This is a genomic window from Lachnospiraceae bacterium KGMB03038, from assembly GCA_007361935.1.
GTDB lineage: Bacteria > Bacillota > Clostridia > Lachnospirales > Lachnospiraceae > Massilistercora.
Genome location: CP041667.1, coordinates 1,504,874 through 1,522,325 on the forward strand (window position 1 = coordinate 1,504,874; position 17,452 = coordinate 1,522,325).

At 50.0% G+C, this 17,452-nt stretch carries 15 protein-coding genes; all 15 read left to right on the forward strand.

The annotated features are described in order from the left end of the window. Window positions 1-111 precede the first annotated feature (111 nt). The 15 genes from hrcA to FND36_07240 all read left to right on the forward strand — a co-directional run bounded on the left by hrcA (window position 112) and on the right by FND36_07240 (window position 17,414). Window positions 112-1,155, forward strand: a complete 1,044-nt coding sequence (hrcA, locus tag FND36_07170) for a heat-inducible transcription repressor HrcA (protein QDW73837.1) — start codon at window positions 112-114, stop codon at window positions 1,153-1,155. 50 nt (window positions 1,156-1,205) lie between these two features. Next, on the forward strand, window positions 1,206-1,871 hold the full coding sequence (gene grpE / locus FND36_07175) for a nucleotide exchange factor GrpE (protein QDW75568.1): 666 nt from the start codon (window positions 1,206-1,208) through the stop codon (window positions 1,869-1,871). Between the two features lie 66 nt (window positions 1,872-1,937). After that, on the forward strand, window positions 1,938-3,821 hold the full coding sequence (gene dnaK, locus FND36_07180) for a molecular chaperone DnaK (GenBank protein QDW73838.1): 1,884 nt from the start codon (window positions 1,938-1,940) through the stop codon (window positions 3,819-3,821). 115 nt (window positions 3,822-3,936) lie between these two features. Continuing rightward, window positions 3,937-5,136 (forward strand): molecular chaperone DnaJ, encoded by a 1,200-nt coding sequence (dnaJ, locus tag FND36_07185; protein QDW73839.1) that lies wholly within the window; start codon window positions 3,937-3,939, stop codon window positions 5,134-5,136. A gap of 184 nt (window positions 5,137-5,320) precedes the next feature. After that, complete coding sequence (locus tag FND36_07190) at window positions 5,321-6,082, forward strand: sugar ABC transporter ATP-binding protein (GenBank protein ID QDW73840.1); 762 nt, start codon at window positions 5,321-5,323, stop codon at window positions 6,080-6,082. After that, window positions 6,079-7,029 (forward strand): ABC transporter permease, encoded by a 951-nt coding sequence (locus tag FND36_07195; protein QDW73841.1) that lies wholly within the window; start codon window positions 6,079-6,081, stop codon window positions 7,027-7,029. Before FND36_07190 ends, FND36_07195 begins: the two co-directional genes overlap by 4 nt. Window positions 7,030-7,032: 3 nt before the next feature. Then, the gene (locus FND36_07200; GenBank protein QDW73842.1) at window positions 7,033-7,977 is read left to right on the forward strand and encodes a carbohydrate kinase family protein; all 945 of its coding nucleotides are present in this window, start codon (window positions 7,033-7,035) and stop codon (window positions 7,975-7,977) included. 41 nt (window positions 7,978-8,018) lie between these two features. Continuing rightward, window positions 8,019-9,107: a substrate-binding domain-containing protein gene (locus FND36_07205; GenBank protein QDW73843.1), complete on the forward strand. Its 1,089-nt coding sequence runs from the start codon at window positions 8,019-8,021 to the stop codon at window positions 9,105-9,107. Between the two features lie 24 nt (window positions 9,108-9,131). Continuing rightward, the gene (locus FND36_07210) at window positions 9,132-10,169 is read left to right on the forward strand and encodes a hypothetical protein (GenBank protein ID QDW75569.1); all 1,038 of its coding nucleotides are present in this window, start codon (window positions 9,132-9,134) and stop codon (window positions 10,167-10,169) included. A 1-nt stretch (window position 10,170) separates the two neighbouring features. Next, window positions 10,171-11,211, forward strand: a complete 1,041-nt coding sequence (locus tag FND36_07215; GenBank protein ID QDW73844.1) for a hypothetical protein — start codon at window positions 10,171-10,173, stop codon at window positions 11,209-11,211. After that, window positions 11,193-11,960: a hypothetical protein gene (locus FND36_07220; protein QDW73845.1), complete on the forward strand. Its 768-nt coding sequence runs from the start codon at window positions 11,193-11,195 to the stop codon at window positions 11,958-11,960. Before FND36_07215 ends, FND36_07220 begins: the two co-directional genes overlap by 19 nt. A 17-nt stretch (window positions 11,961-11,977) precedes the next feature. Then, window positions 11,978-12,748: a CoA activase gene (locus tag FND36_07225; GenBank protein QDW73846.1), complete on the forward strand. Its 771-nt coding sequence runs from the start codon at window positions 11,978-11,980 to the stop codon at window positions 12,746-12,748. 16 nt (window positions 12,749-12,764) lie between these two features. Then, entirely contained in the window at window positions 12,765-13,916 is a 1,152-nt protein-coding gene (locus tag FND36_07230; protein ID QDW73847.1) for a 2-hydroxyacyl-CoA dehydratase, read from the forward strand. 180 nt (window positions 13,917-14,096) lie between these two features. Then, entirely contained in the window at window positions 14,097-16,208 is a 2,112-nt protein-coding gene (gene glgX, locus FND36_07235) for a glycogen debranching protein GlgX (protein QDW75570.1), read from the forward strand. 24 nt (window positions 16,209-16,232) lie between these two features. Next, window positions 16,233-17,414, forward strand: coding sequence for an iron-containing alcohol dehydrogenase (locus FND36_07240; protein QDW73848.1), 1,182 nt, complete (start codon window positions 16,233-16,235; stop codon window positions 17,412-17,414). Window positions 17,415-17,452 lie beyond the last annotated feature (38 nt).

A 17,452-nucleotide genomic window follows, 5' to 3' on the forward strand; every position in this document is an offset into this window, starting at 1 on the left:
ACTGTTGACAAACAAAATGGGGAGTGCTAAATTAATAGTCGAAGGAATTAGCACTCGAAACTAATGAGTGCTAACAGACCTAAAACTATAATCAGGAAGGAGGACGCCGTTGTGGTAGCAGATCATGGGTTAAGCGACCGGAAGCTTAAAATTCTCCATGCGATCATTCAGACTTATCTGGAGACAGGAGAGCCGGTAGGATCCAGGACTATTTCCAAATATACGGATATGAACTTAAGTTCTGCTACGATCCGTAACGAGATGGCGGATCTGGAAGAAATGGGGTATATTATTCAGCCTCATACTTCTGCGGGACGGATTCCTTCAGATAAGGGTTACAGATTATATGTAGATATGTTGATGGAGCAGAAAGAGCAGGAGCTGAATGAGCTGCGGGAGCAGATGCTTGATAAGGCAGATAAGATGGATCAGCTTCTGAAACAGGCGGCAAGGGTTCTGGCAAATAACACGAACTATGCTACCATGGTTTCTACCCCTATGAATAATGCCAATAAACTAAAGTTCATCCAATTATCCATGGTGGACCCGGAGCAGGTGATCGCGGTGATCGTGCTGGGGGGCAACGTGATCAAGAATAAGATCATTCCCATTGATGAACCGATCAGCAATGAGAATCTGCTGAAGCTGAATATGCTCCTGAATACAACTTTAAATGGAATGTCCATCGAGGAGATCAACCTTGGATTGATCGCAAGGCTGAAAGAGCAGGCGGGAATCCACAGCGTTGTGATCGGAAACGTGCTGGATGCCGTGGCAGACGCGATCCAGATTGATGAGGATATGCAGATCTATACCAGCGGCGCCACCAACATTTTTAAGTATCCGGAACTCAGTGATAAGCAGAGCGCCCAGGAGATCATCAGCGCTTTTGAAGAAAAACAGCAGCTGACGGAACTTGTGACACAGACCTTGTCCCGTGATGACAATACCGGGATTCAGGTTTACATTGGAGATGAGACCCCGGTGCAGACGATGAAGGACTGCAGTGTGGTGACCGCCACTTATGAATTGGGAGAAGGGATGAAGGGAACCATAGGTATTATCGGTCCCAAGCGGATGGATTACGAACATGTCCTGAAATCCATGAAACGGCTGCAAAGCGAGTTGGATCAGATGTTTCACAAAAAAGAGTAGGAAAGGTGGAATGACCCTTGGAAAATAAACAGGAAAAAAGCCAGGAAGAAATGGTAAAGGAAGCGGTGGAGGAAGCGAAAGCGGCAGCTGGGGATACGGCGGAGAGCCAAACGGAACCGCCTGCCGATGAGAAAGAAGCTGGAGCAGAATCCCAAGTGGAAGACAGCGCAGCGGGACCGCAGGAAGAAACCAAAGAAAAAGAAGATCCTGAACAGGAAGAAGAAAATTGCGGTGAAAAATCATCCGGAAAGAAGTTGTTTGGCAAGAAGAACAAAAAGGATAAAAAGGATGAAAAAATCGAGGAACTGACGGATAAACTTACCCGCCAGATGGCTGAGTTTGATAACTTCCGCAAACGTACAGATAAGGAGAAGTCCCAAATGTACGAGATTGGAGCGAAAGATATCATAGATAAGATTCTTCCGATCGTTGACAACTTTGAGCGTGGACTTGAAGCAGTGACGGAAGAAGAAAAGCAAAGTCCCTTTGTACAGGGAATGGAGAAGGTGTATAAGCAGTTAATGACGACACTGGAAGGGATTGGAGTGAAACCGATCGAAGCGGTCGGCAAAGAATTCAATCCGGATTTCCACAATGCGGTCATGCATGTGGAGGATGAGGAACTGGGTGAGAATATTATCGCGGAAGAGTTCCAGAAAGGTTATATGTACCGTGACTCTGTTGTAAGACACAGCATGGTAAAAGTAGCTAACTAACCATTATTTATTTAAAACGCAGTATATCTATCAAGATAGTAGAAAGAAAATAGGAGGAAGAGCATTATGGGCAAAATCATAGGAATTGACTTAGGAACAACCAACAGCTGTGTCGCTGTTATGGAAGGCGGGCAGCCCACCGTTATCGCGAATACAGAAGGCGCCAGGACTACACCGTCTGTAGTAGCATTTACAAAAACAGGGGAACGTCTGGTAGGAGAGCCGGCAAAGCGTCAGGCAGTGACCAACGCAGAGCGGACCATTTCTTCTATTAAAAGAGAGATGGGCTCTGATTACAGAGTGACTATCGATGGAAAGAAGTATTCTCCACAGGAGATTTCCGCAATGATCCTGCAGAAGCTGAAAGCGGATGCGGAAGGATATCTGGGAGAGAAAGTAACAGAAGCAGTCATTACCGTTCCTGCTTACTTCAATGATGCACAGCGTCAGGCCACCAAAGATGCCGGAAAGATCGCCGGACTGGATGTAAAACGTATCATCAACGAACCTACAGCCGCTGCCCTTGCTTATGGGCTGGACAATGAAAAAGAGCAGAAGATCATGGTTTACGACTTGGGAGGCGGTACATTTGATGTGTCTGTGATCGAGATTGGAGACGGCGTGATCGAAGTACTGTCCACAGCCGGAAATAACCGTCTGGGCGGTGATGACTTTGACCAGAAGATCACCGATTACATGATCGCTGAGTTTAAGAAACAGGAAGGAGTGGATCTGTCCACAGATAAAATGGCTCTTCAGAGACTGAAGGAAGCCGCGGAGAAAGCGAAGAAAGAGCTGTCTTCCGCAACGACAACCAATATCAACCTTCCATTCATTACAGCAACATCCGAAGGACCAAAACATTTCGATATGAATTTGACAAGGGCAAAATTCGATGAATTGACCCATGACCTTGTAGAAAAAACCTCAGAACCGGTGAAAAGAGCCCTTTCCGATGCGGGGATCACAGCTTCTGATTTAGGCCAGGTACTTCTGGTAGGAGGATCTACCCGTATCCCGGCAGTGCAGGAAGAGGTAAAACGTCTGACCGGCAAAGAACCAAGCAAATCACTGAATCCAGATGAATGTGTTGCTCTTGGAGCTTCCGTTCAGGGAGGAAAACTGGCAGGAGACGCGGGCGCAGGGGACGTACTTCTTCTGGATGTAACTCCACTGTCTCTGTCCATTGAGACTATGGGCGGTGTAGCGACCAGGCTGATCGAGAGAAATACGACTATTCCTACGAAGAAGAGCCAGATCTTCTCTACAGCGGCGGATAACCAGACCGCGGTAGACATCAACGTAGTACAGGGTGAACGGCAGTTCGCGAGAGACAATAAGTCTCTGGGCCAGTTCAGACTGGATGGAATCCCGCCGGCTCCGCGTGGAGTACCGCAGATCGAGGTTACGTTCGATATCGATGCAAACGGTATCGTAAATGTTTCCGCGAAAGATCTTGGAACGGGAAAAGAGCAGCATATCACCATTACCGCCGGCTCCAATATGTCGGATGAAGATATTGACAAGGCAGTCAAAGAAGCAGCTGAATTTGAAGCTCAGGATAAGAAGCGCAAAGAGGGTATTGACGCGAAGAATGACGCGGATGCCTTAGTATTCCAGACAGAGAAAGCTTTAAGTGAAGTGGGCGATAAGATTGACGCTGCTGATAAAGCTTCTGTGGAAGCAGACTGCAAGGCTTTGAAGGAAGTTCTTGAAAAAGTTGACATGGATAATATGACGGATGCTCAGGTCGCGGAGATCAAAGCTGGGAAAGAAAAGCTGATGGAGAGCGCCCAGAAGCTGTTTACGAAAATGTATGAACAGGCAGGAGCGGCCGCTGGAGCGAACCAGGGAGCAGGCTCAAATCCAGGAGCAGATCAAGGAGCAGGCCCGGCGCCAGACGGATTCCAGGGAGACGATGTGGTAGACGGAGATTATAAAGAAGTTTAAGAGCAGTTGAAATCAGGACTGTTCCGGGGAATCGGCAAAGGGATACCCCTCTGCCGGAATTTCCCGGAACTTCCTTGTGTAAAACGCTTTTTGGAGAGAGAAAGGAACAGTTGCGATGGCGGAATCAAAGAGAGATTACTATGAGGTCCTCGGCGTCAGCAAAGATGCGGATGAGGCGACATTAAAGAAAGCATATCGTCAGGTCGCGAAGAAATACCATCCAGATATGAATCCGGGAGATGCGGAGGCGGAGAAGAAATTCAAAGAGGCTTCAGAGGCATATGCGGTTTTGAGTGATCCGGAGAAACGCCGTCAATATGACCAGTTCGGACACGCCGCTTTTGAAGGCGGCGCCGGTGGTGCTGGCGGCTTTGGCGGCTTTGACTTCAGTGGAGCGGATTTCAGTGATATTTTCGGTGATATTTTTGGCGATCTGTTTGGCGGCGGAAGAAGAGGCCGCGGAAGCCAGGAACCAATGAAGGGAATGAACATCCGCAAGAGCGTGCGCATCACCTTTGAAGAAGCGGTATTCGGATGCGAAAAAGAACTGGATGTGGTCCTGAAAGATCCATGTCCGAAATGCGGCGGTACCGGGGCAAAACCGGGGACTTCGCCGGTGACTTGTCCGAAATGCGGCGGAAAGGGGCAGGTCGTATTTACCCAGCAGTCCTTCTTTGGAACTGTTCAGAATGTGCAGACTTGTCCGGATTGCCATGGTACGGGAAAGATCATCAAAGAGAAGTGCGCGGACTGTGGAGGGACCGGCTATGTATCCAGCCGGAAGACTATTTCCGTATCTATTCCGGCGGGAATTGACAACGGTCAGAGTGTGCGTATCCGGGAGAAAGGAGAGCCGGGAGTAAACGGTGGTCCAAGAGGCGATCTGTTGGTGGAAGTGTCTGTTTCCAGGCATCCGATTTTCCAGAGACAGGATATGCACATTTTCTCTACCGTGCCGATTTCTTTTGCTCAGGCGGCGCTGGGAGCTGATATCCGGATTAAAACGGTAGACGGCGAAGTGATTTATACAGTAAAACCGGGAACCAAAACGGATACCAAGGTACGGCTGAAAGGGAAAGGCGTTCCTTCTGTGCGGAATCCACAAGTGCGGGGCGATCACTACGTGACTCTAGTGATCCAGACACCGGAACGGCTGAGCCCGGAAGCCAAGGAAGCGCTGCGCCGGTTTGATGAACTGGCGGGAAATACCCTGGGGACGCCAGAAGGCGCGGCTGGAAAAAGCGGAAGCGGCGCAAAAGGCGGAAAAAAGAAAAAAGGGTTTATGGATAAAATGAAAGAAGTGCTGGAGGATTAATCTTCAATTTGGGACGTAGTAAAATGTAAAAATACTACGTCCCAAATTGCGTTTTACCCTGTACCTTTTTGCTCATAGAAACCATCTATAGCTATATAAGGATTATCAATTTCCTTTCTTTTCTGTGCGGTGCTAACATGGATATGTCAAAGACGTATCAAAACAGCAGGATGGAGATGTTTGCATGGCGGCAGAAAAAATTCCGTTTTTAAGGACGGAAGATCTACATAAGAATTTTAATCATGTCCAGGCGCTCCGTGGAGTGTCTGTCCAGGCATTTGCCGGCGAGGTGCTGGCGGTGGTGGGCGACAACGGGGCGGGAAAGTCTACCTTGATCAAGATCCTGTCAGGGGTGCTCTGCCCAGACAGTGGTTCCATTCAGATTGGTGAAAATGTATATCAGAAGCTGACGCCCAAAAAGGCGGCAGAGCTTGGAGTGTCTACGGTGTATCAGGATCTTGCCCTGGGAAATACCATGGATGTAACGGCAAATCTTTTTCTGGGGCAGGAAAAGACGAAAGCAGGCTTTTTAAAGAAACGAAAAATGGATGAGGAAGCAAGACGTCTCCTGAGAGATCTGGATATCCAGATTCCTGACGTAACGGTACCGGTCGGGAATTTGAGCGGAGGTCAGCGCCAGGGTGTAGCGGTAGCAAGACTGGTCCATAGGGGCGGGAAACTATTGATCTTCGATGAACCGACAGCGGCTATGGGGCTGAATGAGTCAACCGCTGTACTGAAACTGATCCGAAGACTGGCGGCGGATGGGCTGACGGTAATTGTGATCAGCCATAATCTTCCTCAAATTTTCCATATAGCGGACCGAATCTGCGTGATGCGGCAGGGAAAGGCAGTGGCACAGCTGAAACGGGAAGAAACATCTATGGATGAGATTGTGGCGCTGATCACAGGCGCGGCAAGAGAATCGGAGGGAGGGATCGCATGAAACGAAAAAGCTTACAGGATTATTCCTATCTTCTGATCTTACTGGCGGTACTGGCCGCATTGACAGTATTGATGGCAGTGGCTTCTCCCTACTTTTTTTCCTGGAAGAACTGCAGAAATATTTTGAACCAGTCGGCTATTTATCTGATTTTATCTGTGGGTATGACCTTTGTTATCTGCGCGGGACAGATTGATCTTTCTGTGGGAGCGGTGATCGGATTCGCGGGAGTGAGCATGGGACTTTTCTATCACGCGGGCCTGCCAGCGGGCGCCGCGATCTTGACAGGACTTTTGATCTCAGCGGCGGTCGGACTGGTAAATGGCATTTTTGTCGCTTATGGGAAGATTAATTCTTTTATTGTAACCTTGAGTACCATGACAATCTTACGCGGGATCGTATTGATCCTGACCAATTCCAGCTCCGTATTTGGATTTGGTCCAGTGTTTACCTTTATCGGAAGCGGCAGCATAGGGCCGGTGAACATGCCGATCCTTATCTCGCTTGCAACGGCGGCGGCCGGGGCGGTGCTCCTTCATAAGACCAAATTCGGGAATTACTGTCTGTTTCTCGGCTCCAATGAGATTGCGCTTCATCGCAGCGGAGTAAACGTGAAAAAGTATAAGTTGATCATATTTTCGCTCTGCGGTCTCTGCGCCGGAGCAGCGGGACTGGTCGTAACGGCTCGGCTCAACTCTGCGGAACCGCTGGCTGGGCAAGGATATGAGATGGATGCCATCGCTGCCACAATCCTGGGAGGAACGAGTATGCAGGGAGGGAAAGGCTCCTTGATCGGAACGGTCATTGCCTGCCTGATTCTGAATGTATTAAAGAACGGGCTGACTTTGCTGGCTATTTCTTCCCATTACCAAGAGATTTTAACCGGCATGATCCTTTTGCTTTCTGTACTGATCTCGGAGAGTAAAGACCGGAAGAAAAGGGAGGTATAAAAATTGAGAAAAAACCTATTATCACTTGGCGCGATCGCAATGGATATGGTGATCAACAGTCATGAACTTCCAAAAGACGATGGATTTTCTTTCATCCATCAGGAACAGATGCTTCCGGGAGGAAGCGCATCCAATGTGTCAGTCTGCGCTGCGCATCTGGGCCTTGCGGCATATCAGACCGGAAAGATCGGAGATGACAATATGGGCAGGGAATTTCTAAGGACCCTGGAAGAAGATGGAGTAGATGGGCGTTATGTGGTGACGAAGGAAAACGGTACGACACTCCATACTTATATCTTGACGGCGCCGGAAGGCCGCCACTGTATTTACGCAAATGTAGGGGATGCAGTATGCACATTGACGCCGGAAGAACTTCCTGAAAATCTGATGGATAGAATGGACATTTTCTATAATGATATGTTTTCCCCAAGAGCCGCTTTGTTTCTGGCAAAGCAGGCCAGGGAACAGGGGAAACCGGTTCTCTATAATATGCAGTGTACTCCTTCTTTTATGGAACAGTGCGGGACCTCGGCAGCAGATATCGAAGAAATGATGAGACTTTGCACGGTCTTTGTCAGCGGAAGGGATGGATATTATGAGATGACGGGAGAAAAGGATTACCGCAGAGCGATGCGGATCGTGCAGGAAAGATATCAGGCCCCGGAAGGGGTAATCTGTACAGCAGGCAGTGAGGGGGCGGTATGGCTGGCGGACAAGGAATACACAGCTCCGGCTTTTCACATTACCCCTGTGGATACAACAGGCGCCGGGGATTGTTTCCTGGGCGGTTTATTATACGCTTATTTTTCAGAATGTCAGGAAAAAGAAGAGGCGCTTGCTTTTGCCAATGCGTGCGCGGCGGTAAAATGCACTCAGCCGGGCCCCAGGAGCAGAGCGGGCGTAAGCGAGATCCGTAAGTTTAAAGATTCCGCTAAAAGGAATTTTTAATAGACAAAATAATGATGGATGTACAAGAAGGAGGATGTATCATGAAAAAGAAATTAGTGAGCGTATTACTCTGCGCGGCAATGGTGGCGGCGATGGCGGCAGGCTGTGGAGGTTCACAGGAAGATACTCAAGAAAGCAAAGACGAGAAAGAAAGCGGCAGTTCTAAGACAGAAGCAGTGTCAGAGGATACTATGTTCGGCCAGGCTTTGGCCCAGGTTGATGAGGACCTGGCTCCTCTTCCAGAGAAAGATACCGGAAAGAAACTGGCGGCGATCGAGAGCACTCTTTCTAATTCCTTTTGGGTGACTATGCAGGAAGGATATGAAGATGCCGCAGAGGAATTCGGAGTGACGATCGACATTCAGGCTACAGATTCAGACACAGATACGGCGGGACAATTAGATATCATGAATAATATGCTGGTGAAGGACTATGAGGCGATCGCGGTATCCCCGCTGACAGAGGATTGTCTGATCTCCGGCATTGTGGCGGCGAATCAAAGTGATATCAAGGTTATTACCACTGGAAATGAAGTGAATGAAGAAGCGCTGGAGGAAGCAGGCGGCTATCTGGATGCGAAGATCACAGTGGATTTCCATAATCAAGGTGTACTGGGAGCGCAGTATATCATCGATCAGACCGGCGGAGAGGGCAAGGTGGCCATCATTGCCGGAAATGAAGGGGCAACTCAGTCAGATGCCAGAAGAGACGGCGCCAAAGAGACCTTTGAGGCGGCCGGTATGGAAGTAGTTTCTGTAGAACAGTGTGATTTTGACGCGCAGAAGGCTTATGACGCGGCGTCTGCCCTGATTGAAGCAAATCCGGATCTGGTGGGCATTACTTGTGGAAATGATGATATGGCTCTGGGTGTAGTGCGGGCACTGGAAGAAAAAGGCGTTAAAGACCAGGTGATGGTAGTGGGCGTAGACTTTACAGAAGAAGCGAAAGCAGCGATCGAAGAGGGTACTTATGACGCTACGGTGGCTATGAGTCCTTATCTGATGGGAAGAGAAGGAGTCATCATTATGCTGAAAGCGCTGGAAGGTCAGGATGTGTCTGAAGTAGGAGATGGAACTCCGATGGTGGTAGTAGATGCGGACAATGTAGATCAGATGTCTGATTGGCGTTAATGGAGGGAAAAACCAATGTATGATCTGTATGACAGAATCCTTGGCGGACTGATCGGCGCTGGAGCCGGAGATGCGATGGGAGCGGCAACAGAGGCACGGACAACAGAACAGATCTTGGAATATTTTGGGCATCAAGTGACGGATTTTGAGACACCGCCTATGGATACTTTCGGAGCGGGAAATGTGCCGGGACAGTTGACCGATGATTTCAGTTCTGCTTATTTTGTGGCAAAACATATTCTGGAACATGAAGGGGAAGTCAGTGAGAAGATCATCCAGCAGGCATTGATCGACTGGTCGGAGCACCCGGTGTTCTTCGATCGGTTCGCCGGCCCTACTACACGCCTTGCGATCCGCAGATATAAAGGCGAGAAGATCGAGCGTTCCGGCGGGGTGGAATTGGTGACTCGGCAGGCCACAAATGGGGCGGCCATGAAGATTTCTCCGATCGGGCTTTTTAATGTGGGAGATGTGGACCGGGCCATCCAGGAAGCGGTGACAGTGACCATGGTGACCCACGACAATTATCTGGCGCTTTCCGGAGCCTGCGCGGTAGCGGCGGCGGTCAGTGAGGCTGCCTCGGAGGGAGCAGATGTCTATCGGGTTCTGCAGGCAGGGCTTTATGGAGCGAGAGAAGGAGAACGGATCGGACGGGAGGTTGCCCGGGACGTGGCAGGCCCGTCAGTGGTAAAGCGTATGGAGATGGCGATCGACATTGGCCTGGGATCAGGAACGCCCTGGGAGAAAATGATAGAGCTGGGACACCGCATCGGCGCCGGCCTGCACGTGTCAGAGGCGATTCCTTGTGCCTTTGGATTTTTCGCGGCAAATGAAGGCGATGCGCTTGGTTCTATCGTGGGAGCGGTAAATGTAGGATATGACACAGATACCATTGCCACCATGTCGGGCGCGCTGGCAGGAGCGCTTAAAGGGGGCAAAGCCTATCCAGAACATTTTCTTCCCACCTTGGAGAAAGCGAATGGCCTGAATATTCAGGAACTGGCAGAAGGGATCCGGAAAGTCGTAGAAGAAAGATGGGCAAAAAAGGAGGGCAGAGCATAAAATGAAAGAGAAGATTTTAGGCTGCCTTCTGGGGGCCGCTGCAGGAGACGCCATGGGAGCGGCCACAGAGACCAAATCACCAAGGCAGATTCGAGAGACATTCGGGGGACGGGTAGAAGAATTCCGGGAACCGCCGATGGATACTTTGGCAAGAGGAAGAAGAGCGGGACAAGTGACAGATGCTTTTAGTATTCCGTATATCCTGACGCAGCATTTGATCGCGGCAGAAGGAAAGGCTTCGAAAGAACTGGCGGAAAGAGCTCTGCTGGAATGGGGAGAGACCGAATATTTCGAGCCCTTTGCCGGGATGACGACACGGAACGTAGTAAAACGTCTGAAGGCAGATGACACGATGGGGACTTGGGCATATGCGGGAAGATTAGGGACAAAACTCTATAAGAGCCACTATTATGCGCTTTCCTCAAATGGGGCGGCCAGTAAGGCATATCCGGCAGGATTGTTCAGTAAAGGAGATGTGGACAAGGCAATCCAAGACACACTGGAACTGACCATGGCTTCTCATGATGACCCTTACAGCATTTCTGGCGCCTGCGCTGTTGCGGCCGCGGTAAGCCGCGGTCTGGGAGAGAACGTTTCTCTTTATGAGGTGGTCAGGGCCGCCCAGTACGGAAGCGTGTGGGGTGAAAAGCTGGCCAGAGAACGGAAGGATATCTGGACTTATCCGGGCCCTTCTGTGACAAAGCGTATGGAGATGGCAGTTTCAATCGCCCTTCATGGCGGGAGCGGGACGGATATTGCTGTGGAACTTGGAAGCCGTATCGGCAGCGGTCCGGCGATCGCGGAGACTGTGCCGGCTGCTTTCGGGATCCTGGTAGCAGAGCAGGGCGATACTATGGAAAGCATTTTTGACGGAGTAAATATTGGGGATGAGACCAGCGCGATCGCAAGCATTATTGGGGCGGTTGCAGGAACTTGGAATGGGGCCGGCAGCATCCGGAAAGGTTACCAGGAGATTCTGGAGAGAGAAAATCAAATGGATCTCGGCCGTCAGGCGGAAGAGATATGGCAGATTATCTCGTAGAGTCGGCCTTATTGTCTCAGGGCCTGGGAAGCATTACAGAACAGGAGATGCTGGCCTCCTGGCCAGCATCTAACGGACGGATCGCATGGATGTGGAAGGGCAGTATCATGACGGGGATATTGGAGGAATTTTGCCAGATCAGAAAGACCGGTATCTTGAAAGAACGGATTCATTTCCGGAATTTTGAGCGGGCTGTGATAGAAAGAAAAACAGGCGCCTTTACTGCTTCTGGGACTATGAAAGCCTGTGAGAAGCTTGGGATTCCCTTGACAGTCAGCGGAGGAATCGGCGGTCTGAATGAGCGGGAGGGATTTAAAAGCTGTCATGATCTGGAGGCGCTCATATGTACGCATACCGCTCTTTTAGCTACTGCCCCGAAGGATATGTTTGATTTGACGGAAACTGTAGAGACGATGAAAGAAGCGGGCATCCAGGTGATCGGCCATGAACGGGACCGCTGTGACGGATATCTGTTCCGGCAAAGACCGGCGCGGCTGTCTGGACGTTGGATGGGAGAAAGAGCAGGAGAAAAGCGTTTGTTCTTCCAGGAAATCCCGTTAGAAAAAAGACTTGCCGATCCAGACTGGCTTCGGCAGGCGTGTGAGTACGGGACGAAGGAGCGGAAAGAAGGGAGAGAATACCATCCAGCGGTCAATAAAAAGCTGGAGCAGCTGTCAGGGGGAAAGAGCGCCTGGCTCCAGTTCCGGTCTTTGACCGCCAATCTGCTTTGGGCGGAGGAAATGACGTAAGAGAGGAAAAAGAAAACATGAATTATGTAGGAATCGATATTGGCTCTACTGCTTCTAAGGTTGTAGCCAGAGGAGATATAGGGCTGGAATTTGTGCTGCCGACTGGATGGAACAGCAGGGAGACCACCCTTACAATCCAGGAAAGGCTGAAGGAACAGGGCATCGATGTTCTGGACGAATCTACGAAGGTGGTGGCTACAGGTTATGGACGGATCGCGGTAGATTTTGCGGATTACGTGATCACGGAGATTACCTGCCATGCCAGGGGTGGCAGAGAATTGGGAAGTGACGACTGCGCCATCATCGATGTGGGCGGACAGGACACAAAGGTGATCCTGGTCCAGCAGGGAATGGTGCAGGACTTCCTGATGAATGACAAGTGTTCCGCGGGAACCGGCAAATTCCTGGAAGTTATGGCAAACCGGCTGGGCGTTACCCTGCAGGAGTTGTTTGAATTGGCGGGAAAAGGGACTGTCCTTCCAATCAGCTCTCTTTGCACCGTGTTCGCGGAATCAGAGGTCATCAATTATATCGGAGAAGGAAGAAAACGAGAAGATATCGCTGCCGGCGTGGTGGATTCTGTTGCGGCAAAAGTGGCCCAGTTAGCCAATCGGAAGAATCTTCCCTCCCAGGTGATCTTAACAGGAGGGTTAAGCCACAGCAGATATTTTTCAGGAATTCTGTCTGAGAAATTAGGCCAGACAGTGACGCCCACAGATTACGGAAGATATGCGGGAGCGCTGGGGGCTGCTATTTTGGCAGAAGAGAAAACAAGAAGAAAGAAATAAAAAATGAGGTGTATTTATGGAACTGATCAAAGATTTGCCGGAGGTATTTGAAGAATTTGCGGAGCAAAGGAAGAATTCTTTCCTGGGGATCAAGAAAGTAAAGGAGCAGGGGATCCCGGTGATCGGATCTTATTGTACCTATTTCCCGCAGGAATTAGCTATGGCTATGGGAGCCGCCAGTGTCAGCCTGTGTTCTACGTCAGATGAGACGATCGCGGATGCCGAGCGGGAACTTCCTAAGAACTTATGTCCTCTGATCAAATCCAGTTATGGATTTGCCCGGACGGATAAATGTCCGTTTTTCTATTTTTCTGATGTGGTGGTGGGAGAGACTACCTGCGATGGGAAGAAGAAAATGTACGAGTATATGGGGAATTTTAAGGATGTATTTATTCTGGAGCTTCCCAATACTCAGGGAGAAGAAGCGCTGAAACTGTGGAAGAGTGAGATCATCCGTTTCAAAGAGTACTTGGAAAAGAAGTTTGAAGTGACCATCACAGAGGAGGATATCAGGGAGGCTATCCGCATCAATAACGCGGGAAGAAGGTCTTTGAAACATTTGTATGAAGTTATGCAAAATGACCCGGCGCCCATTACCGGGCAGGAACTCTTCAAAGTCCTGTACGGCAGTACTTTCAAGCTTGACCGCAAAGAGATTCCCGGCGAGGTGGACGCTTTGGTGGAGAAGATCAAAGAAGAGTACGCGGCAGGAAAGATGCAGGAGAAAAAGCCAAGAATCCTGATCACAGGCTGTCCTATCGGCGGAGCTACAGAAAAAGTGATCCGGGCGGTAGAAGATAATGGCGGGATTGTTGTGACCTATGAAAACTGCGCAGGAGCCAAAGCAATCGATAAACTGGTAGACGAGGATGATCCGGATGTCTACAGCGCTCTGGCGCGCCGATATCTCAACATCGGCTGTTCTGTCATGACACCGAATCCTAATCGTTTGGAGCTTTTAGGGAGACTGATCGACGAGTACAAGGTGGACGGAGTGGTAGAGATGACCTTGCAGGCTTGTCATACTTATAATGTAGAAGCATTCGGAATCCGCAAATTCGTAAATGAAGAAAAAGGAATACCATATATCAGCGTAGAGACAGACTATTCTCAGGCAGATATCGGACAGTTGAACACCAGGATCGCGGCGTTCATCGAGATGCTGTAATCAAAAGGGACAGGGCATTTTTCATCGGGGCCGAGGGATTTTTAAAAATCCCCCGGCCCCGATTACTATTGCCCAGAAGTCATAAATTTGATAATATTTATTGCAGAGATAACATTTTGTTTGCCGCATGTCTATGACTGATCTTAGGGAGGGATGTCTATGCCGCAGGAATCAAAGAATATGCCAGAAGAACTGACCACAGCCAGTCTGTTTGGCACCCAGATCCAGCATATGGAGCCTTTGGACCGGGTGAATGGGTTTGACGTGCGCCCGGGTTTTTATATGTTTTTAGGCGCCACACCAATCCCCAAAGGCGTGAATTTTACAGTACAGTCTAAAGGCGCTGTGTCCTGTGAACTACTGCTCTATCACAGAGAGGCGGCGGAACCTTACGCAGTCCTGCCATTTCCGGAAAATTACCGGATCGGGGATGTGTATTCTATGATCGTGTTTGGGCTGAATGTGGAGGAATTTGAGTATGCTTACCGGCTGGACGGTCCCTGGGACCCAGAGAAGGGCCTTTTGTTTGATAAAAGTCACGTGCTGTTGGATCCTTACGCGAAAGCAGTTACTGGTCAGAGCGTATGGGGGAGGAAGGTGCGTGAAGAAGGCTACCGGGCCAGAGTGGTGAGGAACAATTTCTATTGGGGTACGGAACCTCAGCCGAAAATACCCATGGAGGAACTGGTCATCTATGAGATGCATGTCCGGGGATTTACAAAACTGTCCCGGCAGACAACAGCTCCTGGAACATTTAAAGGAATCCGGGAAAAGATCCCATATCTTAAGGATCTGGGGATTAACGCCATTGAACTTATGCCCATCTTTGAATTTGACGAATTGAGCGGCCGCCGCGAGGTGGGAGGGAGAGAACTGGTAAACTACTGGGGATATAATACGGTCAGCTTCTTTGCTCCTAATACCAGCTATGCATCGGCGGCAGAATATAACCGGGAAGGAATGGAGTTTAAGCAGCTTGTCAAGTCTCTCCATGAAAATGATATAGAAGTGATCTTGGACGTGGTCTTCAACCATACGGCGGAAGGGAACGAGAAAGGCCCTTTCATCTCGTTTAAAGGATTTGATAACAACATTTACTATCTCCTGACCCCAGATGGCCATTACTATAATTTCAGCGGCTGCGGCAACACGATGAACTGCAATCATCCGGTAGTACAGCAGTTGATCCTGGACTGTCTGAGGTATTGGGTCACCACCTACAGGGTGGACGGCTTCCGGTTTGACCTGGCATCGATCCTGGGAAGAAATGACGATGGTTCTCCTATGCAGAATCCGCCGCTTTTGCGGGCGATCGCCCAAGACCCTATCCTGGGAGATACCAAGCTTATCGCGGAAGCCTGGGATGCGGGCGGATTGTATCAGGTAGGGAATTTCCCGGCGTTCCGGCGCTGGAGTGAATGGAATGGCCGCTACCGGGATGATCTGCGGGAGTTTTTAAAAGGAGGCCTGTGGGCGGCGTCTGCGGCGGCCCAGCGGATCATTGGATCTCCTGACATTTATGATACAGATATACGGGGAAAGGATGCTTCTGTTAATTTCCTTACCTGTCACGATGGATTTACGCTGTATGATCTGTACGCCTATAATGAAAAGCATAATGAAGCAAACGGATGGAATAATACGGATGGAAGCAATGACAATCACAGCTGGAACTGCGGGGCAGAAGGAGAGACGAAGGATCCAGAGGTTCTTTCTCTTCGGCGCCGGATGATCAAGAACGCCTGCGCGGTCCTTCTGACCAGCCGGGGAACCCCGATGTTTTTATCTGGAGATGAATTCTGCAATACCCAGTTTGGAAATAACAATGCATATTGTCAGGACAATGAAATCTCCTGGCTGGATTGGGAAAACCTTAAAAAATACGAGGATATCCACGGATTTTTCCGATATCTCATTCATTTCCGGAAGAGACATCCCGCTATTATGGGCTTATGCGGCCCCGCCAAGTGCGGGCTGCCGGAAGTAAGTCTTCATTCGCAGAGAGCCTGGGAGGCGGCTTACGATGACGGAACCCGGATGATCGGCGTACTATTTGCTGGATATGATGAGAAAAAGGGGAAAGACGATATTGTCTACCTGGGAGTGAATGTATACTGGGAGGCGCTGGGATGTGAACTTCCAGGGCTTCCGGAAGGATTTCGATGGAAGATTGCCGTTAATACTGGCGCAGAGGGAAGCGGATGCTACCAGGAACCGGCTGAACTATCCGAAACGGGACTTTTGATGGGGCCCCGCTCTGTGGTGGTGCTGACCGGAGAGAAGATTTATTGATACAAAGCAAAGGAGTGTTATAAAATGCAGAGTTTTACACAGTATAGCCCAACGGAGATCGTATTTGGCAGAGAAGCTCAAAAGGAAGCGGGAAAGATGGCGAAAAAATGGGGAGCCAGCCGAGCGCTTCTGGTCTACGGAGGCGGGAGCGCTGTAAAAAGCGGACTGTTGAAAGAGATTGAAGAATTGCTTGCGGCGGAAGAGATTGCCTATGACGAGCTTGGAGGGGTAAAACCGAATCCACGTTTATCTCTTGCCAGAGAAGGAGTAGAGAAAGCAATCGCGTTCCAGGCGGATTTGATCCTGGCGGTAGGCGGAGGAAGTGTGATCGATACGGCCAAAGCGATCGCGGTTGGGGCATACGTGCCGGGAACAGACATCTGGGATATTTGGATGGGGAAAGTGCCTTTGGTGGGAGCTTTACCGGTGGGAGCTGTGCTGACCATTTCAGCGGCAGGAAGTGAAACCAGTGATTCGGCGGTGATCACCAATCAGGAAACAGGGAAAAAGGCGGGAGTCAATAGTGATCTGGTGCGGCCAAAGTTTGCGCTGATGAATCCAGAATTGACTTATACACTGCCCAAATACCAGCTTGCCTGCGGCATTACAGATATTCTGATGCATACGCTGGAGCGGTATTTTACTCCGGTCACAGGAAATGAACTGACTGATGAGATCGCGGAGGGGCTGATGCGCACGGTGATTCGAAACGGGAGAAAAGCGTATGAAAACCAGATGGATTATCAGGCTATGAGTGAATTGATGTGGTGCGGGAGTCTGTCTCATAATGGACTCACCGGATTAGGAAGGCCCAAGGATTTCGCCTGCCACAAGCTGGGCCATGAGATCAGCGGTATGTTTGACGAGGCCCACGGCGCTACGCTTTCCGCTGTATGGGGAAGCTGGGCCAAGTATGTGTATCAGCTGGACGTGCCCCGGTTTGCGCGGTACGGCAGAATGGTATGGGGCATTACGCAGGAGGATGAGGAAATGGCGGCCAAGGAGGCGATCAGGTGTACGGAAGAGTTTTTCCGAGAATTAGCCATGCCGGTATCCATAGGAGAACTGTCCATTGGCGTACAGCCGGAAGAAGTGCTGCGGAAACTGGCGGACAGCGCGACCAAAGGCGATACTGTGAAGCTGGGCTGCTTCAAAAAGCTGGGAGCCCGGGAGATGTTCGAGATTTACCAGGCTGCTAACCACTAGCAAGCAGCTCCTGCGCAGGAAGCGGCCGGATAAGAAGG